The sequence below is a fragment of the Enterobacter sp. Y17 genome, from assembly GCF_019730495.1.
Taxonomy (GTDB): Bacteria; Pseudomonadota; Gammaproteobacteria; order Enterobacterales; family Enterobacteriaceae; genus Enterobacter; species Enterobacter asburiae_B.
In genome coordinates, this window is record NZ_JAASKP010000001.1 from 1 (window position 1) to 20,020 (window position 20,020).

Consider the following 20,020-nt stretch of genomic DNA (forward strand, 5'->3'; position numbering starts at 1 on the left):
CTCAGAAGTGAAACGCCGTAGCGCCGATGGTAGTGTGGGGTCTCCCCATGTGAGAGTAGGGAACTGCCAGGCATCAATTAGAAGAACCCCGTACCGTAAGGTGCGGGGTTTTTTGCTTTGTGCTTACCCTTTCTGGCCTTTCTCTTAATCCCTTATCCTGCTAATGGAATGTGTGATCCTTGTCGCAATGTTATTTATAACAAAATTATAACATTTCATTTACGAGGTAATTGAGTCTCTTGGCTCAATACGCCGCTGTTTATGGCAGGAGCATAATCACAATGACAGAAAGCATTACATCAAACGGGACGCTGGCTAACAGTGATACCCGAAGAAGGGTATGGGCAATCGTCAGCGCCTCTTCAGGGAATCTGGTTGAATGGTTCGACTTTTACGTCTACTCATTCTGTTCACTCTACTTCGCACATATTTTCTTCCCTTCCGGCAACACCACAACGCAGCTGCTACAAACGGCGGGGGTATTTGCCGCAGGGTTTTTAATGCGGCCCATCGGGGGCTGGCTGTTTGGCCGCATTGCGGATCGTCGCGGCCGTAAGGCTTCTATGCTGATCTCGGTGTGCATGATGTGCTTTGGTTCTCTGGTGATCGCCTGCTTACCGGGATATGAATCGATTGGTACCTGGGCACCGGCGCTACTATTACTGGCCCGCTTATTCCAGGGATTATCGGTAGGGGGTGAATACGGTACCAGTGCGACCTACATGAGTGAGATTGCCCTGGAAGGCCGTAAAGGTTTTTACGCCTCATTCCAGTACGTCACGCTGATTGGTGGTCAACTGCTGGCCATTCTTGTGGTTGTGATCCTGCAGCAAATTCTGACGGATGAACAACTTCACGCCTGGGGATGGCGAATTCCTTTCGCGATGGGTGCAGTACTGGCGGTGGTCGCACTTTGGCTACGCCGTCAGTTAGATGAAACCTCTCAGAAGGAAGTCAGAACGCTGAAGGAGGCGGGAACATTCAAAGGGTTATGGCGTAACCGCAAAGCTTTCCTCATGGTGCTGGGCTTTACTGCGGGCGGCTCTCTCAGTTTTTACACGTTCACCACCTATATGCAGAAGTACCTGGTGAACACCACCGGCATGCACGCAAACGTCGCCAGCGTAGTCATGACCGTGGCGCTGTTTGTCTTTATGCTCATACAACCCATTATCGGTGCGCTCTCGGATAAAATCGGTCGACGTACGTCGATGCTGATTTTCGGCGGCCTGTCGGCATTATGTACCGTACCTATTCTGTCGGCCCTTCAGCATGTGACTTCGCCGTATGCGGCGTTTGCGCTGGTGATGCTGGCGATGGTGATTGTCAGTTTCTATACCTCTATCAGCGGAATACTGAAAGCTGAAATGTTCCCGGCGCAGGTACGTGCTTTAGGGGTAGGGCTCTCTTATGCGGTAGCTAATGCGTTGTTTGGCGGATCGGCGGAGTACGTTGCGTTGTCGCTTAAATCATGGGGAAGTGAAACGACATTCTTCTGGTACGTAACGATAATGGGCGCACTGGCCTTTATTGTTTCGCTGATGCTGCATCGCAAAGGTAAAGGCATTCGACTTTAATAGCGCGCCATCTGCCACACGGCATAGCCGGTCGTTGCGCCGGCGACATCCCAGGCGAAATCTTTCCAGCTCCAGCCGCTCCCTGCGGGGCGGCTATCCCACAGTTCTTTTGATGCTCCAAGACTGACTGAAAACATCAACCCTATCGCCGCGCTACGATCCCGGCTGTATCCCTGATGCTGCGCATATTCATTGCCGGCTGCGGACAACATCGCGGAAGCGAGGAAATGCTGGGCTTTATCCTGTCCGGACCAGTTATCGTTGGCCATATGGCTACAGCCAGTCAGAAAGAGGACGCTAAGTAACAGAGGAATACGCATCAACGGCTCCATAAAAAAACCCTGCGGGTGGCAGGGCCTGGACATTACAGAATACGGCTGATAAGTCGGTCGATACGGATACGACGTAAGCGGCGGATAAGCTTGCGGACTTTTACCGGATAATCGGCAATGCTCTGCAGTTCGCGGTAATGATTAACCACAGTGGTATGCGTGCGAATCAGCTCCAGCTCACGTTCACGTTTTGCGGCTAACTCGTGCTGCGGGTCATGGATCAGGATAGCGTTTTCCAGATCCAGTCGCCACGCGCGTGGGTTCAGGTTATTACCGGTCAGCAGCATCCACTCATCGTCGACCCACATTCCTTTCAGATGGTAAGTGTTGTCTTCATCTTTCCAGAGACGCACAACCAACTGGTCAGTGTTTACGTAATACTGTAAACGGCTCAGGAAACGGCGCAGGTTGATCTCATAGAGATAAGGCAGCGCACCGATGATTTTGAACGGCTGATCTTCAGGAATGAAAAAGTCGTTTGCGGTTTTATCACCAACGATGATTTCCACTTTTTTACCGTCGCGCAGCAGCTGAATGATATTACGCACCAGCACGGCAGGGAGGTTGAAGTACGGCGTACAGATGGTGAGTTTCTGCTCCGCGCACGGCATCAGATGGAAGATCGTTTTGTTCAGCAGGCTTGATTTACCGAGCCCTACCAGCGGGGTAACGGATAACTCTTCGTTGTTCGCATCGCCCTGGAAATGATAGACCGCATCACGCAGCTCCTGGCGGAAGGCGCGAACATCGTTTTTGATTTCCGGGCTTTTAGGACGTTCGGGATCGTCAAGGCGATTAACACCGCGGCCATGGACCAGATTTTTATCAACCCAGTTAAACATGATATCGGCCATCTGCGGATTACGGATCAGATGGTAGCGGTCGTAGCGATATTTATCGAGCTGATGAAGGTAAACATCATTCAGACTTGCGCCGCTGTAAAGCACGCTGTCATCAATGATGAAGCCCTTGAAATGAAGTACGCCGAGCGCTTCACGGGTATTAACCGGGACGCCATAAACAGGCACATCAACGCCAGGATTTTCCTGCGCCGTGCGGCAATACCAGTCGGCATTGGTGTTTGACGCGGCAGCGCCAATACGGCCACGCTGAGCGCGATGCCAGTCGACCAGCACGCGAACATCGAGTTCCGGGCGCTGACGTTTGGCTTCATAGAGCGCGTTCAGGATCGCGCGCCCGCCTTCATCCTGTTCAAGATAGAGCGCTACAATGCAAATGCGTCGCGTGGCGCTGGCAATCTTTTCCAGAAGCGTCTCCCGAAAATGAGCGGGAGCGTAAAAGAACTCTACATCATCAACTGACTGAGAAATCTTCGGTAGTTGAGCAAGGTGTTGTTGATGTTTATTACGCTTAAATTTTGACAACATCACAGTGCGTTTCTTCTCTGTTCATTGAAGGGTTGTCTGTACCATGCAAACAACATAAGCGGACAATGATACCACCAGTCCCGTCCAAAGTGGGTAACATTTCCAGTAGCTTACTCGCGTTTGTCTGTTGATGTCAGACTGAGGGACAAGGCCACAATACCTTCGTCCAGCTGAATATCAACGTCAAACCCAAGTTTTCGCGCCAGGGTCACCATACCGCGATTGTTAGGCATAGTAATGCCATTGAGGCGTAACAATCCGTGATCTCGCGTATAACTGATGAGTTTTTCCAGCAGCCGTCTCCCCAGACCCAGGCCTTTAAGATCGGAGCGCACCAGCACCGCAAACTCCGCATCGACGTTATCCGGGTCAGAAATCGCACGCGTGACGCCGAGGATCTCATCCCCCTTATCGGAGCGACGAACGGCAACAAACGCCATTTCTCGATCGTAGTCGATCTGGGTCATATTGGCTAAATCATCGTGGGTAAATTCGTTGATTTCGCTAAAATAGCGATAATAAAGATCCTCTTTCGTGACCTGAGAGATAAAGGCCCGCAGCTGGGGCTCATCTTCCGGCAGAATAGGGCGGAACAAGGCGCGTTCTCCATTCTTCATCTCAACCCACTCCTCCAGCTGCAGGGGATACGGGCGGATCGCCAGACGGCTCTCTCTGTCTCCTTCGAATGGCGCGATATCCAGGGTCACGTCCAGCGCCGTAAACTCATTGCCCGAGGCGAGTAGCGGATGAATGTCCAGCCGCTGGATTTCGGCACAATCCACAATCAGGTTAGACACCTGCACCAGGAACTGACTTAACCCGGCAATATCAAGCGGGCGCAGCGCACTCCGGCCACGGATCTTTTTACTTTTGATCGCCTGGATGATCAGATAACGCGCCAGGTTCATGTTCAGCGGCGGTAACGCCACCACGGCCTGCTCCTCCGGACGCCACTCAACGCCACCCTCTCCCAGCATGATGAGCGGGCCGAAGACGGAATCGTGTTCGACCACCACCCGTAATTCCTGAGCCCCTGCGCGGTTTGCCATGCTTTGCACCAGCAATCCGTGGATCCTTGCCTGCGGCCAGGCCATTTTGACCCGATCAAAAATGGCATCAGCTGCCTGCTGCACCTCAGTCGCCGTACGCAGGTATAACATAACCCCCTGAACATCAGACTTATGCGGAATATCCGGGGAACGCAGCTTCAGGGCCACCGGATAGCCAATCTGTTCGGCTATATGCACGGCCTCTGCGCTGTCGCTGGCGATCCAGGTCGGCAGGGTTTGCATCCCGTAGCTGCCCAGAATGGGCTGGACCTCATGCGTATCAAGCGAGGTCGCGCCTTCTTCAATGGCCTGCTGCAACAGCCGGTGAACGTCGACGGTGTTCGCCGTCAGATTACCCGGCAAAGCCGGCGTCTCACGCAGCTGTTTCTGGTTGCGGCGATATTCCACCATATGCATAAACGCGGTGATGGTGCCTTCCGGCGTGCGGTAGGTTGGCAGCCCGGCCTCGCTGAACAAGCGCCGCGCCTCCTGAGAGGAAAACTCACCGCACCAGTTGGTGAGCAGGGTAACGTATTTACCTCGCGGATGGTTGCGCACGGCGTCAATGAGCGCGCGCGCGCTTTCACTGCCCGGCGCGACCGCGCTGGGGGAGTGGATAATCATCAGCGCATCGAAATCCTGGCTATCCAGCAAAATGGATATCGCCCTGATATAGCGGTCGCTGCTGGCGTCATCGCGCAAATCAAGCGGATTGCCGGGCGTCACGCTGGTCGGAAGCGCTTCTTTCAGGCGCTGCAGCGTCTCTTCACTCAGCGTTGCCAGCTTGCCGAAGCGCCGCCACAGCTCGTCCAGCGCGAGCGCGGCAGGGGCCGCACCGTTACTGACAATCATTAGCTTCTCACCGCGCAACGGGCGCATATGGCTTAACGTCTCAACGGCGGAAAAAAGCTCGTGCGTATCCTGTACCCGCAGCAACCCCGCGCGCTGAATGGCGGCGTCCCAGGCGGGATCCATGCCGGAATGCGAATGCAGAAGACGCTGTGCCGCAGGGCTGCGTCCGCTTTTGATCACCAGGATCGGCTTATTGCGCGAAGCGCTTCGCGCAGCCGAGACAAAACGACGCGCGTCGCTGAGGTGCTCAAGATAAAGCAGGATCGCGCTGGTTTTGCCGTCACGTGCCAGAAAATCCAGCAGCTCATCAACGTCGATATCCAGGCTGTCGCCCAGGGCAATGAAGTAGGAGAATCCCATTTCACGCTGCTGCGCCCAGTCGAGGATGGTGTTCGATACCGCAGCCGACTGCGAGATAAACGCCAGTTTGCCTTTGCGGATCGGGACCGGGGAGAAACTGGCATTCAGCCCCTGCCAGGGGGCGAGCAGGCCCAGACTGTTTGGCCCAAGAATGCGCATTTGATAGCGGCTGGCGCAGGCCAGAAGCTCGGCTTTCTGTTCAGGCGGAGACGAGAGAATTATGCAGGTTTTACACCCTTTCTTGCCGAGTGATTCCAGCAGTTCCGGGTTGCGCTTCGCGTTTGTACAGAGTACGGCAAGATCCGGCACGAAAGGCAGGCTTTGTACATCAGGCCATGCAAGTACCCCCTGAACGGCCTTATAAGACGGCGTGACGGGCATGACGGGGCCGTTAAATCCCCCGGCCAGCAGATTACGCATCATCAGATAGCCAGCACGATCCGGCTTCATTGATGCGCCGATAACGGCAATGGATTTAGGACGAAGTAGCGCTTCTAACCCTCGCTGGCTCATGCAGGCCTCCTGTGAATGCAAGCGACCTGATGATTTTAAACGCTTTCTGGCTCGGGCGATGTGACGCTGCCCTTATGAACGGTTTTTCCCGCCAGATAGCGCTCCCGGAAGCATGAGAAATGGTTGCCCAGGGCACCAGCCGCAGCGGTATCTCCCGCTAAATCCAGAAGCGCAATTGCCACTTCGGCGGTGCAGTATTGCCCGTCAGCATGTGCTTCACGCAGGCGGTAGGCGGAGACGCGGGAAAGATCGACAGAAATCACCGGCAGCGCGTCGAGATAAGGGCTTTTGCGAAACATTTTTCGCGCTTCGGTCCAGGTACCGTCCAGCATGATAAACAGCGGTGGTTTACCGGATGGCGGCGCTGAAAGCACCTGGCGATCCACACCTGCATATGACGCGGGGAAGACGACCATCGGCTGGTAGTTGGGGCTGGTCACTAAATCGAGCAGGGCCTGAGGCGGCTCTGTACGGGACCACTGAAACGCGGCGGTATCCGGCAGAATATCGGCGATAAGACGCCCCGTATTGCTGGGTTTCATCGGCTCGGTATCGAACATGACCAGACAAAAACGGCTCTGTGCCGTACTCGGTGCCAGCGTCTCGCACAGACAAACCTTCAGCGGCAGCAGGCAGCGCTGACAGCGGCGAATACGGTTGCCTCGGGCGAGGAACGGTCGGGTGGCGCGCGCAAGGCGTTCGGCGCGTAATTTAAGAACGGCGTTATTAGTCATGGGCGAAATGCAGGAAAAACGCTATTTTCGCAGAGGCGGGAGCGGGGCACAAGACGTGCCCCGTGAATGTTACAGCGACTCGTTTAACCAGCTTTCAAAAGGTGCTTTTGGAACCGCACCGTTGAGCATATCGATCACTTCGCCATTTTTGAAAATCATAATGGTCGGGATGCTGCGAATACGAAAACGTGCGCTCAGTTCGGGTTCGGCTTCGGTATTGACCTTAACGAACCGCATTTTTCCGCTGCGCTCTTCGGCAACATCTTCGAAAATCGGCGCGAAGCTACGGCAAGGGCCGCACCATGGCGCCCAGAAATCAATCACGACAGGAAGATCGTCCTTGAGGAGTTTGTCCAGCGTAGCACCCGTCGCGTTAATGACATCGCCATCAAATAATTCATGGCCACAACGTCCGCATTTCGCACCATCTTCCATCCGATCGTCCGGAATGCGATTAAGAGCCTGACAGTTGGCACATACGGTATTCATAACTAACCTCTGATAGAGCCGTGGGACAGCGTCACAACGCCGATAATGTTTCTAATATGTTACATATTATCAATGAGCCTGTTTGAAACAACAATGCGTTTTATTCAATGAGAACAATAGTCACAGGCTTTTGTACGAAATTATGGCTATGCGCTGGCACATCGGGTAATCTGCGCGCTTCGCGCAGCGCTGGTGGAGAAAAGCATGAACGACGAAATGAAAAACAAAAGCGGCAAGGTCAAAGTGATGTATGTCCGCAGTGATGATGACTCTGATAAACGCACCCAAAATCCGCGTACCGGAAAAGGTGGCGGGCGTCCGGCGTCTTCTCGTGCAGACGGTGGCCGTCGCCCCGCCCGCGATGACAGAAATAACCGCGGTGATGACCGCAAACGTGACGATCGCAAACGCGATGACCGTCCGCGTTCCGACCGCCCACGCAGTGACCGTCCACGCGACGATCGTCCGCGTGATGACTTCTCACGTGATAACGCCTCCCCGTGGCGCACCGTTTCTCGCGCCCCTGGCGATGAGACGCCGGAAAAAGCCGATCACGGCGGTATCAGCGGTAAAAGCTTTATCGACCCGGAAGTGCTGCGCCGTCAGCGTGCGGAAGAGACCCGCGTGTATGGCGAGAACGCCTGCCAGGCGCTGTTCCTGAGCCGTCCTGAGTGTATCGTCCGCGCCTGGTTTATCCAGAGCGTGACCCCGCGCTTCAAAGAAGCGCTGCGCTGGATGGCCGCGAACCGTAAAGCCTACCACGTGGTTGATGATGCCGAGCTGACCAAAGCGTCCGGCACTGAACACCACGGCGGCGTCTGCTTCCTGATCAAAAAGCGTAACGGCACGACCGTGCAGCAGTGGGTCAGCCAGGCGGATGCCGATGACTGCGTGCTGGCCCTGGAAGATGTGGGCAACCCGCACAACCTGGGCGCAATGATGCGTAGCTGCGCGCACTTTGGCGTGAAAGGCGTGCTGTTGCAGGATGCCGCGCTGCTGGAATCCGGTGCCGCGATCCGTACTGCGGAAGGCGGAGCCGAGCACGTACAGCCGATCACCGGCGACAGCGTTCTGGACGCACTCGAGCAGTTCCGTAAAGCGGGTTATTCCATCGTGACCACCTCAAGCCATGCCGGTACGCCGCTGTTTAAAGCGACGCTGCCGCGCAAAATGGTGCTGGTATTAGGTCAGGAACGTGATGGTCTGTCTGACGCGGCGCTCTCCAGTGCGGATCTGAGCGTCTCTATCGACGGAACAGGCAATGTGGAAAGTCTGAACGTATCCGTTGCGACCGGCGTACTGCTGGCCGAATGGTGGCGTCAGAACAAGGCATAAGCCATTATGCTTTTTGTATGCCCGGTGAGCCGGGCATACAAACTCAAACTACTCGCTCTCTGCCGGTAATACAGGCATCCAGTCAATCGGCTTTTCGCCACGTTTTTCCAGCCATTCATTCGCCAGAACAAAATGATTACTGCCAAAGAAACCGCGATGCGCAGACAGCGGTGACGGGTGCGGTGCTTTCAGCACGTGATGACGCTGACGGTCAATAATCGCCCCTTTCTTCTGCGCGTGAGAACCCCAGAGTAAAAACACCACCCCTTCACGATGCTCGTTGATAAGGCTGATGACTTTATCGGTAAACGTCTCCCAGCCCAGACTGGCGTGCGAGTGCGCCTGACCCGCCCGTACGGTAAGCACCGTATTCAGCAACAGCACGCCCTGGCGCGCCCAGCTTTCCAGGTAACCGTGGTTTGGCCGGGTAAAACCGGGCACGGTTGCTTCAAGCTCTTTATACATGTTGAGCAGAGAAGGGGGGATAGCCACGCCCGGACGAACGGAAAACGCCAGCCCATGCGCCTGCCCGGGGCCGTGATAGGGATCCTGGCCCAGAATGACCACTTTCACATCGCTCAGTTCGGTGTAGCGAAAGGCGTTGAACACGTCTTTTTGCGGCGGGTAAATCGTCTGTCCGGACTGACGCTCAGCGGCAACGGTGCTGAGCGTATTGATAAAATAAGGCTGCTGCTTTTCTTCTGCCAGCACGTCATGCCAGGTTAAAGGTGTCGTCATCTCGCTCTCCTGCGAATCTCAATCTCTGACTAGCTTACCTGTTTCACCCCGGTGAGCAAAATTACGCGCTGAAATACGTGCTAAGTGGCTAAATTTATTTTGAAAAGATACAGGGTAAGTTGAATTGGCAAGGCTGTTAAATTGATCTAAAACAATAAATTAAAACCACACTCTTTATGTGGTTGGTGCTTTTGTTGATTTAAATCAATAAATCGCCGGGGTGTGAATGTTATATATACACACAAGAAACAATGGTTTTACCAATTGGCCGCGAGAGGCCGACACGAGTTAATGTAGCCTAAGGGAGGCAACACATGATTACAGGTATCCAGATTACTAAAGCTGCAAATGACGATCTGCTCAATTCTTTCTGGCTGCTGGACAGCGAGAAGAACGAAGCGCGCTGCGTCGTTGCGAAAGCGGGTTTTGCTGAAGATGAAATCGTACCGGTAAACAAACTGGGCGAAATCGAATACCGTGAAGTTCCTATGGAAGTGCAGCCGGAAGTGCGCGTGGAAGGTGGTCAGCACCTGAACGTAAACGTGCTGCGCCGCGAAACGCTGATGGATGCCGTTGAGCATCCAGAAAAATACCCACAGCTGACTATCCGCGTGTCCGGCTATGCGGTTCGCTTTAACTCACTGACTCCAGAACAGCAGCGCGACGTTATCGCACGTACCTTTACTGAAAGCCTGTAACGGCTTCAGCAGGGGGGAATAAAAAAGCCGGGGATTTCCCCGGCTTTTTTTACTCTTCAGTTTTCGTCTCTGGTGCGGCAGAGCTTGGCTTACGGCGCTTACCAATGTTTTTGGTATCGCGGTGGCGCTGCTTCACGCGCGGTTTCTCTTTTTCTTTCTCTTTTCTCTCAGCACGTTTTGCGAGCGCTTTCTTGGACGGTTTACCCGTCATCTTTTCACTCGGCGCACGCGTGGTCGGGCGGAGTTCGTCAATAACGCGCGCTTTCAGCGGCTCATCAACATAGCGGCCAATTTTCTGCAGCAGCAGGTAGTCATGCGCTTCGACCAGTGAAATCGCAATCCCTTTGCGGCCCGCGCGGCCGGTACGACCAATACGGTGCAGGTAGGTATCTCCGCTGCGCGGCATATCGAAGTTAATGACGTGGCTGACGTCCGGGATGTCGATCCCGCGTGCGGCAACGTCAGTCGCAACCAGCACGTTAACGCGGCCATCGGTCAGGCGCTTAATGCCCTCGGTACGCTTGATCTGCGCCATCTCGCCTTCAAGATAGCAGTTGTTGATCCCGGCGTTACGCAGCATCTCAGCCAGCTCGTGCACGCGCTCGCGCTTACGCACAAACACGATTGTGCGCAGAGCATCTTCCTGTTTGAGCAGGTGTTTCAGCAATTCGACTTTGTGCTCAAGGTTGTCCGCGCGGTAGTACCACTGGTGGATCTTCTTACGCTCACGGGTGGACGGCGTCGCCGAGACTTCCACCGGATCTTCCAGCAGACGCTCTGCGAAGTCTTTGATCGCTTCCCCTTCGAGGGTGGCAGAGAACAGCATCGTCTGGTTACGCCAGCGCGTTTCCCCTGCAATGTGCTCGATATCCTGTGCGAAGCCCATGTCCAGCATGCGGTCGGCTTCGTCGAGGATCAGCGTTTCAACCGCGCGGCAGTCGAAGTTCTCTTCTTTAATGTACTGCAGCAGGCGTCCCGTCGTCGCAACGACGATGTCCTGGTTTTCGCTGAACACTTCGGCGTGGTTCATGTACGCTACGCCGCCGGTGATGGTGGCAATATCCAGATGAGTATTTGCCGCGAGTTCACGCGCGTGATCGGCAACCTGCATTGCCAGTTCGCGCGTAGGCGTCAGGATCAAAATACGCGGCGGGCCAGATTTTTTACGCGGGAAGTCGAGCAGATGCTGCAACACAGGCAGCAAATAGGCTGCTGTCTTCCCCGTGCCGGTTGGCGCAGAACCGAGCACATCGCGGCCCTCAAGCGCAGGCGGAATGGCCGCTGCCTGAATGGCGGTCGGGCGTGTAAAGCCTTTGCTCTCAAGTGCATTGAGCAGGCTTTCATCGAGTTCAAGTTCGGAAAAAGTCGTTACAGTCATGTTCTACCTCTGTGTGGGGCGCTGATTATAGACGTTACGGCTGTAATCTTCATCTGTTTGTATGGATATCGCTTTTCGGCCACTTCGCTTTCCCCTATGCTACTCCAGTTTCACTTAGAAGGTTGCCCTGACATGTCTCAACTCAAAGCGCAGCTGCGCCGCGATGGTTTTACGTTTAAACAATTTTTTGTCGCTCACGATCGCTGTGCCATGAAGGTTGGTACAGACGGTATTTTACTGGGAGCGTGGGCGCCTGTCGCAGGTGTTAAGCGTATTCTTGATATCGGTACCGGCAGCGGGCTGGTGGCGCTGATGCTGGCGCAGCGTACGGAAGAACATGTCATCATTGATGCCGTCGAACTGGACGCGCAGGCCGCAGAGCAGGCGAGTGACAATATGGCCGAATCCCCCTGGGCAGTCCGAATGAAAGTGGAATGCGCAGACGTGCTCGCCTGGGCGCCTGAACAAACCGCGCGTTACGATCTGATCGTCAGCAACCCTCCCTACTACGAGCCCGGCGTTGAGTGCGGGACACCCGAGCGTGAACAGGCGCGTTATACCGGCTCCCTCGATCATAAAGCGCTGCTCACCAGCGCGGCAGAACTGATCTCCGAAGAGGGTTTTTTCTGTGTGGTCCTGCCAGAGAGTACCGGCAACACGTTCATCGGTATCGCGCAGGAGATCGGCTGGACGTTACGTCTGCGTACCGATATTTCGGATACGGAAGGTCGACTGCCGCACCGCGTACTGCTGGCTCTGTCGCCAAAAGAGGGTGAATGCTTTAATGACCGAATGGTGATCCGTGGGCCAGACCAGCGTTATTCCGAAGATTACACTGCCCTGACCCAGGCGTTTTATCTGTTTATGTAAACCTGCGGGGCGAGTATCGACGGGCCGGATTCAGCAAGCTGATCCGGGTAGTCCAGGGTATAGTGCAGCCCGCGGCTCTCTTTACGCATCATCGCGCAGCGAACAATCAGCTCGGCAACCTGCACCAGATTGCGCAGCTCAAGCAGATTATTGGATACGCGGAAATTAGCATAGTACTCATCAATTTCCTGCTGCAGCATGGTGATGCGGCGCAAGGCGCGTTCCAGGCGTTTCGTGGTGCGCACAATCCCTACGTAGTCCCACATAAACAGCCGTAGTTCATGCCAGTTGTGCTGGATCACGACCAGCTCGTCCGGATTATCCACGCGGCTTTCATCCCAGGCTGGCAGGCGCTCTGTCTCGCGGGCGTAAGGCATGCGCTTCGTGATGTCTTCCGCCGCCGACCAGCCGTACACCAGACACTCAAGCAGCGAGTTAGAGGCCATACGGTTCGCGCCGTGAAGTCCGGTATAGCTAACCTCACCGATAGCATACAGACCGTCTACGTCAGTACGTCCATGATCGTCAACCATTACGCCACCGCAGGTATAGTGGGCCGCTGGCACAATGGGCACCGGGTCGCGCGTTAAATCAATGCCAAGATTGAGCAGCTTTTCATAAATCATCGGGAAATGCTGGCGAATGAACTCTGCTGGCTTATGGCTGATATCGAGATACATGCAGTCTACGCCAAGGCGCTTCATTTCATGATCGATGGCGCGGGCAACGATGTCACGCGGGGCCAGTTCACCCCGGGCGTCAAAGTCGGGCATAAAGCGGGAGCCATCAGGGCGTTTCAGATAAGCGCCTTCACCGCGCAGGGCTTCCGTCAGCAGGAAGTTGCGTGCCTGAGGGTGGAACAGGGCGGTGGGGTGAAACTGATTAAACTCGAGGTTTGCCACCCGGCAGCCAGCGCGCCAGGCCATCGCGATACCGTCGCCGGAGGCAATGTCCGGGTTCGTGGTGTACTGATACACTTTGGAGGCGCCGCCCGTCGCCAGTACCACAGCCTTCGCCCGGCAGGTTTCCACCTTCTCTTTATTACGATTCCAGACCCAGGCGCCCACCACGCGACGCGTGCCGGGCAGGCCAATCTTGTCAGAGATAATCAGGTCAACGGCATTGCTTCGCTCGAGAACCCGAATATTAGGATGGTTCAGCGCTTTGCTGACCAGCGTGGTTTCCACTTCTTTTCCGGTGGCATCCGCTGCGTGCAGGATGCGGCGGTGGCTATGGCCGCCTTCGCGAGTCAGGTGGTAGCTCTCTTCACCGTTGGGTTGAACCTGAGTATCGAATAAGACGCCCTGGTCGATGAGCCACTGAACGCAGTGACGGGCATTGCTGGCGACAAACTCTGCGGCGTGTGCATCCACGATCCCGGCCCCGGCAATGAGCGTATCCTCGACGTGGGATGCAATGCTGTCTGTCTCATCAAACACGGCGGCAATGCCGCCCTGGGCATAAAACGTGGAACCTTCACTTATCGGTCCTTTACTCAGAACGATAACGTTTTGATGCTCGGCCAGGCGCAGCGCCAGAGAGAGACCGGCAGCGCCGCTGCCGATGATCAGTACATCACAATGGAGTTCAGGTGTTGTGTTCATGATTGTTGTTTAATTTACTAAACAGTGTTGGGTCAGAATAGCACCTGAATGCGATATATCGCACGTATTTTTTTAGAGGCTGTCGCAATGGCTAAACGCGTAAGCGGAGGTAAACGGAGGGTAAATGAGTGAAATTATTTTGCGAAGCAGATCGTTAGCGTCAGATTTTGTGGTGAAATAAAGCCTGTGTTGCGTTACTCTTCTGGCGGGAAAAAGATGTTTCTTGTCATAAAGTGGTGCGTATCGTGAACAGACTTATAATGAGAGAAAATAAACGGTCTGCGGCGCGATGAACAAAAACAAAGGCGTTACGGAACTTATTGAAGATCAGACACTCTAAATGGTGCTTGCTCAAAGTGCGGTATTTTTAGAGTGGCGTTTCGATAACGCGTGGAATTTAGGTTTGGGGAGACATTACCTCGGATGAGCGAGCAGTTAACGGACCAGGTCCTGGTTGAACGGGTCCAGAAGGGAGATCAGAAAGCCTTTAACCTACTGGTGGTCCGCTACCAGCATAAGGTGGCGAGCCTGGTTTCCCGCTATGTACCGTCAGGCGATGTGCCTGATGTGGTGCAAGAGTCTTTTATTAAGGCCTATCGCGCGCTGGATTCTTTCCGGGGAGATAGTGCTTTTTATACCTGGCTGTACCGTATTGCGGTCAATACGGCAAAGAATTATCTGGTCGCTCAGGGCCGTCGTCCGCCTTCAAGTGATGTGGACGCAATCGACGCCGAAAACTTTGAAAGCGGCGGCGCGTTGAAAGAAATTTCGAACCCTGAGAACTTAATGTTGTCAGAAGAACTGAGACAAATCGTTTTTCGCACGATCGAGTCGCTCCCGGAAGATTTACGTATGGCAATTACGTTACGGGAGCTGGATGGTCTGAGCTATGAAGAGATAGCCGCGATCATGGATTGTCCGGTCGGCACGGTACGTTCACGAATTTTCCGTGCGCGAGAAGCTATTGATAATAAAGTTCAACCGCTTATCAGGCGTTGACGATAGCGGGATACTGGAAAAGGTATTAGGCATGCAGAAAGAAAAACTTTCCGCTTTAATGGATGGTGAAACGGTGGATAGTGAGCTGCTCAACGAGCTGTCTCATTCACCCGAAATGCAAGAGACCTGGGAGAGTTACCATCTCATCCGTGACACCCTTCGCGGTGACACCGGCGAGGTTCTCCATTTCGATATCTCAGCCCGCGTCATGGCGGCGATTGAGAATGAGCCTGTTCATCAGACCACTCCGCTGATTCCTGAAGCTCAACCCGCGCCTCACCAATGGCAGAAAATGCCGTTCTGGCAAAAGGTGCGTCCGTGGGCCAGCCAGCTTACCCAAATGGGTGTGGCTGCATGCGTATCGCTTGCAGTTATTGTTGGCGTCCAGCACTATAATACTCAGTCTGAAACTAATCAGCAGCCAGAAGCGCCAGTGTTTAACACACTGCCGATGATGGGCAAAGCCAGCCCGGTAAGCCTGGGCGTACCGGCTGATGCATCCGCCAGCGGCGGTCAGCAACAGCAGGTTCAGGAGCAGCGCCGTCGCATTAATGCGATGTTGCAGGATTACGAGTTGCAGCGTCGTCTGCACTCTGAACAGCTTCAGTTTGAGCAGGCGCAGACACAGCAAGCTGCTGTGCAGGTGCCCGGAAACCAAACTTTAGGAACGCAATCGCAGTAATGAAGCAACTTTGGTTCGCCATGTCTCTGATGGCGGGTAGCCTGTTCTTCTCTGCCAACGCCTCGGCTGATGTTTCATCCGGGGCGTTGTTGCAGCAAATGAATCTGGCCAGCCAGTCACTCAATTATGAGTTGGCATTTATCAGCATCAATAAGCAGGGCGTCGAGTCGTTACGCTATCGTCATGCCCGTCTTGATAAGCAGCCGCTCGCCCAGCTTTTACAGATGGATGGCCCGCGTCGGGAAGTGGTCCAACGTGGTAATGAAATCAGCTATTTCGAGCCAGGCCTGGAGCCTTTCACGCTGAATGGCGACTATATCGTTGATTCCCTGCCGTCACTCATTTACACCGACTTCAAACGGCTTGCCCCTTACTACGATTTTATTTCAGTAGGGCGTACCCGCATCGCGGACAGACTGTGCGAGGTAATTCGCGTTGTTGCCCGGGACGGAACGCGCTACAGCTACATCGTCTGGATTGATGCCGAAACCAAACTCCCCATGCGTGTTGACCTGCTCGACCGTGACGGTGAAACGCTGGAACAGTTCCGGGTTATCTCCTTCAGCGTGAACAATCAGGTTGGCAACAGCATGCAGAATCTGGCTAAGGCCAGCCTGCCGCCGCTGCTTTCTGTTCCTGCCGGGGATTCCGTTAATTTCAACTGGGTACCTGCCTGGATCCCGCAAGGGTTTAGCGAAGTGTCCAGCAGCCGTCGTCAGCTGCCAACGATTGAAACGCCGGTAGAATCGCGCCTCTATTCGGATGGTTTGTTCAGCTTCTCGGTGAATATTAATCGCGCAACGGCAAACAGCGCCGAACAAATGCTGCGTACCGGGCGCCGTACGGTGAGTACAACGGTACGCGATAACGCAGAGATCACCATTGTGGGAGAACTCCCTCCGCAGACGGCGAAGCGCATCTCCGACAGCATTAAATTCAGGGCTGCACAATGATCAAAGAGTGGGCGACGGTTGTCTCCTGGCAAAACGGCATTGCGCTGGTGAGCTGCGATGTTAAAGCCTCATGTAATAGCTGCGCATCCCGCGCCGGCTGCGGCAGCCGCGTGTTGAATAAGCTTGGGCCACAAACATCGCACACGATTTCTGTGCCAAGTGAACAGCCGCTGATGGCGGGGCAGAAGGTGGAACTGGGCATCGCGGAAGGCAGCCTGCTCAGCTCCGCTATGCTGGTGTATCTCTCTCCGCTGGTCGGCCTGTTTATCATGGGCGGCCTGTTTCAGATGCTGTTTGGTACCGATGTGGCCGCTATGTGCGGTGCTGCATTGGGTGGCGTAGGGGGATTCTGGCTTGCCAAAGGGCTCTCTCCGACGCTCGCCGCGCGCGAGGAGTGGCAGCCTGTCATTCTCAGTGTTGGGCTGGCGCCAGACCAGCTTCGTGTTGAAACGCTCTCTTCTGAGGCCCGGTGATCCATCGGGCTTTATCATTTTTTACACCCTAAAACAGAAAACGGCCTTTCTTCACGCTATACCTGCTTCTAAGTGCATTTCCAGGTAGCGAGGATGTAGTGTAGAATGCTGCGTTTTCGCACTGAAAAACGTCAGGCTAAGAACAGCGGCCTCCAGGAATTCGTAAGGCATAATTATTTAACTATATGAAGAACATACGTAACTTTTCGATCATTGCTCACATTGACCACGGTAAGTCGACGCTGTCTGACCGTATTATCCAGATTTGCGGTGGCCTGTCTGATCGTGAAATGGAAGCCCAGGTTCTGGACTCCATGGACCTGGAACGCGAACGCGGTATCACCATCAAAGCGCAGAGCGTTACGCTTGATTACAAAGCGGCTGATGGTGAAACCTATCAACTGAACTTTATCGACACCCCAGGCCACGTTGACTTCTCCTATGAGGTTTCACGCTCGCTCGCGGCCTGTGAAGGCGCGCTGCTGGTGGTGGATGCCGGGCAGGGCGTTGAAGCCCAGACCCTGGCAAACTGCTACACCGCGATGGAAATGGATCTCGAAGTTGTGCCGGTTCTGAACAAGATCGACCTGCCAGCCGCCGATCCTGAACGCGTAGCGGAAGAGATTGAAGATATCGTCGGCATTGACGCGACCGATGCCGTGCGCTGCTCCGCGAAAACCGGTGTGGGCGTGACCGACGTGCTGGAACGCCTGGTACGTGACATTCCGGCCCCGGAAGGCGATCCGGATGGCCCGCTGCAGGCGCTGATTATCGACTCCTGGTTCGATAACTACCTGGGCGTTGTCTCGTTGGTGCGCATTAAAAACGGCACCATGCGTAAAGGCGACAAAATTAAGGTAATGAGTACCGGACAGGTCTACAACGCAGACCGTCTGGGCATCTTTACGCCAAAACAGGTTGACCGTACCGAGCTGAGATGCGGCGAGGTAGGCTGGCTGGTCTGCGCCATTAAAGACATCCTCGGCGCGCCGGTGGGCGATACCCTGACCGGTGCACGTAACCCGGCAGATAAAGCGCTGCCAGGCTTTAAAAAGGTGAAACCGCAGGTTTACGCGGGTCTGTTCCCGGTCAGCTCTGACGACTACGAAAACTTCCGTGACGCGCTCGGTAAACTGAGCCTGAACGATGCTTCCCTGTTCTACGAGCCAGAAAGCTCAACGGCGCTGGGCTTCGGCTTCCGCTGTGGCTTCCTCGGTCTGCTGCACATGGAGATCATTCAGGAACGTCTGGAGCGTGAATACGATCTGGATCTGATCACCACGGCGCCGACGGTAGTCTATGAAGTTGAAACCACCTCGAAAGAAGTGATCTACGTCGATAGCCCGTCCAAGCTGCCGCCGCTGAACAACATTCAGGAGCTGCGTGAGCCTATTGCAGAGTGTCACATGCTGCTGCCGCAGGAATTCCTGGGGAACGTCATTACGCTGTGTATTGAGAAGCGTGGCGTGCAGACCAACATGGTTTACCACGGTAACCAGGTGGCGCTGACCTATGAGATCCCGATGGCGGAAGTGGTACTCGACTTCTTCGACCGTCTGAAGTCGACCTCCCGTGGCTATGCGTCACTGGATTACAACTTCAAACGCTTCCAGGCCTCCAACATGGTGCGTGTGGACGTGCTGATCAACGGCGAGCGCGTGGATGCGCTGGCGCTGATCACCCACAACGACAATGCGCCGTACCGCGGTCGCGAGCTGGTTGAGAAGATGAAAGATCTGATCCCGCGTCAGCAGTTCGATATCGCGATTCAGGCGGCGATTGGCAACCACATTATCGCGCGTTCAACCGTGAAACAGCTGCGTAAAAACGTTCTGGCGAAGTGCTATGGCGGTGACGTCAGCCGTAAGAAAAAGCTGCTGCAGAAGCAGAAAGAAGGTAAGAAGCGTATGAAGCAGGTCGGTAACGTCGAGCTGCCGCAGGAAGCATTCCTTGCCATCCTTCATGTTGGTAAAGACGGCAAATAACCCTAAGGAGTTGGCATGGCGAACATGTTTGCCCTGATCCTGGTCATTGCTACCCTGGTAACAGGTCTGCTGTGGTGTCTGGATAAGTTTATCTTCGCCCCAAAACGTCGTGAACGTCAGGCTGCCGCTCAGGCAGCCACTGGAGATGGGATTGACGCGAAAACCCTGAAGAAAGTCGGCCCGAAACCGGGCTGGCTGGAAACGGGCGCCTCGGTATTTCCGGTGCTGGCGATTGTGCTGGTGGTACGTTCGTTTATTTACGAGCCGTTCCAAATCCCATCAGGTTCAATGATGCCAACGCTGCTGATTGGTGATTTTATTCTGGTAGAGAAGTTTGCCTACGGCATTAAAGATCCTATCTACCAGAAAACGCTGATCGAAACCGGTCATCCGAAACGTGGCGACATCGTGGTGTTTAAATATCCGGAAGATCCGCGCCTGGACTACATCAAGCGCGCGGTAGGTCTGCCGGGTGATAAAGTCACTTACGATCCGGTTGCGAAAGAAGTCACCGTTCAGCCGGGCTGCAGCTCCGGTACCGCCTGTGAAAACGCGCTGCCAATCACTTACTCAAACGTTGAGCCAAGTGACTTTGTGCAGACCTTTGCCCGTCGTAACGGCGGCGAAGCGACCAGCGGGTTCTTCCAGGTTTCGAAAGGTGAAACCAAAGAGGACGGCATCCGTCTGGTTGAGCGCAAAGAGACGCTGGGCGATGTGACGCACCGAATCCTCACCGTGCCAATCGCGCAGGATCAGCTGGGTATGTACTATCGCCAGCCTGGCCAGCAGCTGGCGAGCTGGATTGTACCGCCAGGACATTACTTCATGATGGGTGACAACCGCGATAACTCTGCGGACAGCCGTTACTGGGGCTTTGTGCCGGAAGCGAATCTGGTCGGTAAAGCCACCGCCATCTGGATGAGTTTTGAGAAGCAGGAAGGCGAATGGCCGACCGGTGTACGCCTGAATCGTATCGGCGGAATCCATTAATTCTCAATAAATGAACGCGTA

At 54.7% G+C, this 20,020-nt stretch carries 19 protein-coding genes; 11 read left to right on the forward strand and 8 right to left on the reverse strand.

The window, feature by feature from the left end; all coding sequences use genetic code 11:
• Positions 1-281: 281 nt before the first annotated feature.
• Positions 282-1,577 carry an MFS transporter gene (locus tag HCH49_RS00005; RefSeq protein ID WP_029741120.1) on the forward strand — a complete coding sequence of 432 codons (1,296 nt, stop codon included), beginning with the start codon at positions 282-284 and terminating at the stop codon, positions 1,575-1,577.
• Here the strand turns inward: HCH49_RS00005 and HCH49_RS00010 are convergent.
• The 5 genes from HCH49_RS00010 to trxC form a co-directional block, all read right to left on the reverse strand.
• The gene (locus tag HCH49_RS00010; protein ID WP_033146245.1) at positions 1,574-1,897 is read right to left on the reverse strand and encodes a YfiM family lipoprotein; all 324 of its coding nucleotides are present in this window, start codon (positions 1,895-1,897) and stop codon (positions 1,574-1,576) included. The genes HCH49_RS00005 and HCH49_RS00010 overlap by 4 nt on opposite strands.
• A 44-nt stretch (positions 1,898-1,941) precedes the next feature.
• Positions 1,942-3,297 (reverse strand): CDP-diacylglycerol--serine O-phosphatidyltransferase, encoded by a 1,356-nt coding sequence (pssA, locus tag HCH49_RS00015; RefSeq protein WP_023333068.1) that lies wholly within the window; start codon positions 3,295-3,297, stop codon positions 1,942-1,944.
• Positions 3,298-3,407: 110 nt separating this feature from the next.
• The gene (locus HCH49_RS00025) at positions 3,408-6,071 is read right to left on the reverse strand and encodes a bifunctional acetate--CoA ligase family protein/GNAT family N-acetyltransferase (protein ID WP_221701953.1); all 2,664 of its coding nucleotides are present in this window, start codon (positions 6,069-6,071) and stop codon (positions 3,408-3,410) included.
• 35 nt (positions 6,072-6,106) lie between these two features.
• Positions 6,107-6,805 (reverse strand): tRNA-uridine aminocarboxypropyltransferase, encoded by a 699-nt coding sequence (locus HCH49_RS00030; RefSeq protein ID WP_221701954.1) that lies wholly within the window; start codon positions 6,803-6,805, stop codon positions 6,107-6,109.
• A gap of 69 nt (positions 6,806-6,874) precedes the next feature.
• Complete coding sequence (gene trxC, locus HCH49_RS00035) at positions 6,875-7,294, reverse strand: thioredoxin TrxC (RefSeq protein ID WP_023308858.1); 420 nt, start codon at positions 7,292-7,294, stop codon at positions 6,875-6,877.
• A 204-nt stretch (positions 7,295-7,498) separates the two neighbouring features.
• On the opposite strand from trxC, the gene HCH49_RS00040 reads away from it, so the two are divergent.
• Positions 7,499-8,629: a tRNA/rRNA methyltransferase gene (locus HCH49_RS00040; protein ID WP_029741125.1), complete on the forward strand. Its 1,131-nt coding sequence runs from the start codon at positions 7,499-7,501 to the stop codon at positions 8,627-8,629.
• Between the two features lie 48 nt (positions 8,630-8,677).
• On the opposite strand, the gene ung is transcribed toward HCH49_RS00040, so the two are convergent.
• Complete coding sequence (ung, locus tag HCH49_RS00045) at positions 8,678-9,367, reverse strand: uracil-DNA glycosylase (RefSeq protein WP_023308856.1); 690 nt, start codon at positions 9,365-9,367, stop codon at positions 8,678-8,680.
• Positions 9,368-9,681: 314 nt separating this feature from the next.
• Between ung and grcA the strand changes: the two genes are divergently transcribed.
• Positions 9,682-10,065 carry an autonomous glycyl radical cofactor GrcA gene (grcA, locus tag HCH49_RS00050; RefSeq protein WP_029741127.1) on the forward strand — a complete coding sequence of 128 codons (384 nt, stop codon included), beginning with the start codon at positions 9,682-9,684 and terminating at the stop codon, positions 10,063-10,065.
• A 49-nt stretch (positions 10,066-10,114) separates the two neighbouring features.
• Here grcA and srmB read toward each other — a convergent pair whose 3' ends face one another.
• Positions 10,115-11,443 carry an ATP-dependent RNA helicase SrmB gene (gene srmB, locus HCH49_RS00055; RefSeq protein WP_023308854.1) on the reverse strand — a complete coding sequence of 443 codons (1,329 nt, stop codon included), beginning with the start codon at positions 11,441-11,443 and terminating at the stop codon, positions 10,115-10,117.
• 132 nt (positions 11,444-11,575) lie between these two features.
• Between srmB and trmN the strand changes: the two genes are divergently transcribed.
• A complete protein-coding gene (gene trmN, locus HCH49_RS00060) occupies positions 11,576-12,313 on the forward strand; it encodes a tRNA(1)(Val) (adenine(37)-N(6))-methyltransferase TrmN (RefSeq protein WP_033146241.1) in 738 nt (245 codons plus the stop codon).
• Here the strand turns inward: trmN and nadB are convergent.
• On the reverse strand, positions 12,298-13,917 hold the full coding sequence (gene nadB / locus HCH49_RS00065; protein ID WP_033146240.1) for an L-aspartate oxidase: 1,620 nt from the start codon (positions 13,915-13,917) through the stop codon (positions 12,298-12,300). The two genes, trmN and nadB, sit on opposite strands and share 16 nt — an antisense overlap.
• A gap of 340 nt (positions 13,918-14,257) precedes the next feature.
• On the opposite strand from nadB, the gene rseD reads away from it, so the two are divergent.
• The 7 genes from rseD (at position 14,258) to lepB (ending at position 19,999) form a co-directional block, all read left to right on the forward strand.
• The gene (gene rseD, locus HCH49_RS22150; protein WP_223862639.1) at positions 14,258-14,344 is read left to right on the forward strand and encodes a rpoE leader peptide RseD; all 87 of its coding nucleotides are present in this window, start codon (positions 14,258-14,260) and stop codon (positions 14,342-14,344) included.
• Entirely contained in the window at positions 14,341-14,916 is a 576-nt protein-coding gene (gene rpoE / locus HCH49_RS00075) for an RNA polymerase sigma factor RpoE (protein ID WP_006176728.1), read from the forward strand. The genes rseD and rpoE overlap by 4 nt, the downstream gene beginning before the upstream one ends.
• 31 nt (positions 14,917-14,947) lie before the next feature.
• Complete coding sequence (gene rseA / locus HCH49_RS00080; RefSeq protein ID WP_008502186.1) at positions 14,948-15,598, forward strand: anti-sigma-E factor RseA; 651 nt, start codon at positions 14,948-14,950, stop codon at positions 15,596-15,598.
• The gene (rseB, locus tag HCH49_RS00085; RefSeq protein WP_033146239.1) at positions 15,598-16,551 is read left to right on the forward strand and encodes a sigma-E factor regulatory protein RseB; all 954 of its coding nucleotides are present in this window, start codon (positions 15,598-15,600) and stop codon (positions 16,549-16,551) included. The genes rseA and rseB overlap by 1 nt, the downstream gene beginning before the upstream one ends.
• Positions 16,548-17,024, forward strand: coding sequence for a SoxR-reducing system protein RseC (gene rseC / locus HCH49_RS00090; protein WP_023308850.1), 477 nt, complete (start codon positions 16,548-16,550; stop codon positions 17,022-17,024). The genes rseB and rseC overlap by 4 nt, the downstream gene beginning before the upstream one ends.
• A gap of 185 nt (positions 17,025-17,209) precedes the next feature.
• Positions 17,210-19,009: a translation elongation factor 4 gene (gene lepA, locus HCH49_RS00095; protein ID WP_032659499.1), complete on the forward strand. Its 1,800-nt coding sequence runs from the start codon at positions 17,210-17,212 to the stop codon at positions 19,007-19,009.
• Between the two features lie 15 nt (positions 19,010-19,024).
• Positions 19,025-19,999 carry a signal peptidase I gene (gene lepB / locus HCH49_RS00100; RefSeq protein WP_069303186.1) on the forward strand — a complete coding sequence of 325 codons (975 nt, stop codon included), beginning with the start codon at positions 19,025-19,027 and terminating at the stop codon, positions 19,997-19,999.
• The last annotated feature ends 21 nt before the right edge of the window (positions 20,000-20,020 follow it).

What these genes read in the sequence shown, in the direction of transcription:
- HCH49_RS00005 (WP_029741120.1), top strand. Translation starts at nt 282, where the DNA reads ATGACAGAAAGCATTACATCAAACGGGACGCTGGCTAACAGTGATACC.
- HCH49_RS00010 (WP_033146245.1), bottom strand. Translation starts at nt 1,897, where the DNA reads ATGCGTATTCCTCTGTTACTTAGCGTCCTCTTTCTGACTGGCTGTAGC.
- pssA (WP_023333068.1), bottom strand. Translation starts at nt 3,297, where the DNA reads ATGTTGTCAAAATTTAAGCGTAATAAACATCAACAACACCTTGCTCAA.
- HCH49_RS00025 (WP_221701953.1), bottom strand. Translation starts at nt 6,071, where the DNA reads ATGAGCCAGCGAGGGTTAGAAGCGCTACTTCGTCCTAAATCCATTGCC.
- HCH49_RS00030 (WP_221701954.1), bottom strand. Translation starts at nt 6,805, where the DNA reads ATGACTAATAACGCCGTTCTTAAATTACGCGCCGAACGCCTTGCGCGC.
- trxC (WP_023308858.1), bottom strand. Translation starts at nt 7,294, where the DNA reads ATGAATACCGTATGTGCCAACTGTCAGGCTCTTAATCGCATTCCGGAC.
- HCH49_RS00040 (WP_029741125.1), top strand. Translation starts at nt 7,499, where the DNA reads ATGAACGACGAAATGAAAAACAAAAGCGGCAAGGTCAAAGTGATGTAT.
- ung (WP_023308856.1), bottom strand. Translation starts at nt 9,367, where the DNA reads ATGACGACACCTTTAACCTGGCATGACGTGCTGGCAGAAGAAAAGCAG.
- grcA (WP_029741127.1), top strand. Translation starts at nt 9,682, where the DNA reads ATGATTACAGGTATCCAGATTACTAAAGCTGCAAATGACGATCTGCTC.
- srmB (WP_023308854.1), bottom strand. Translation starts at nt 11,443, where the DNA reads ATGACTGTAACGACTTTTTCCGAACTTGAACTCGATGAAAGCCTGCTC.
- trmN (WP_033146241.1), top strand. Translation starts at nt 11,576, where the DNA reads ATGTCTCAACTCAAAGCGCAGCTGCGCCGCGATGGTTTTACGTTTAAA.
- nadB (WP_033146240.1), bottom strand. Translation starts at nt 13,917, where the DNA reads ATGAACACAACACCTGAACTCCATTGTGATGTACTGATCATCGGCAGC.
- rseD (WP_223862639.1), top strand. Translation starts at nt 14,258, where the DNA reads ATGGTGCTTGCTCAAAGTGCGGTATTTTTAGAGTGGCGTTTCGATAAC.
- rpoE (WP_006176728.1), top strand. Translation starts at nt 14,341, where the DNA reads ATGAGCGAGCAGTTAACGGACCAGGTCCTGGTTGAACGGGTCCAGAAG.
- rseA (WP_008502186.1), top strand. Translation starts at nt 14,948, where the DNA reads ATGCAGAAAGAAAAACTTTCCGCTTTAATGGATGGTGAAACGGTGGAT.
- rseB (WP_033146239.1), top strand. Translation starts at nt 15,598, where the DNA reads ATGAAGCAACTTTGGTTCGCCATGTCTCTGATGGCGGGTAGCCTGTTC.
- rseC (WP_023308850.1), top strand. Translation starts at nt 16,548, where the DNA reads ATGATCAAAGAGTGGGCGACGGTTGTCTCCTGGCAAAACGGCATTGCG.
- lepA (WP_032659499.1), top strand. Translation starts at nt 17,210, where the DNA reads ATGAAGAACATACGTAACTTTTCGATCATTGCTCACATTGACCACGGT.
- lepB (WP_069303186.1), top strand. Translation starts at nt 19,025, where the DNA reads ATGGCGAACATGTTTGCCCTGATCCTGGTCATTGCTACCCTGGTAACA.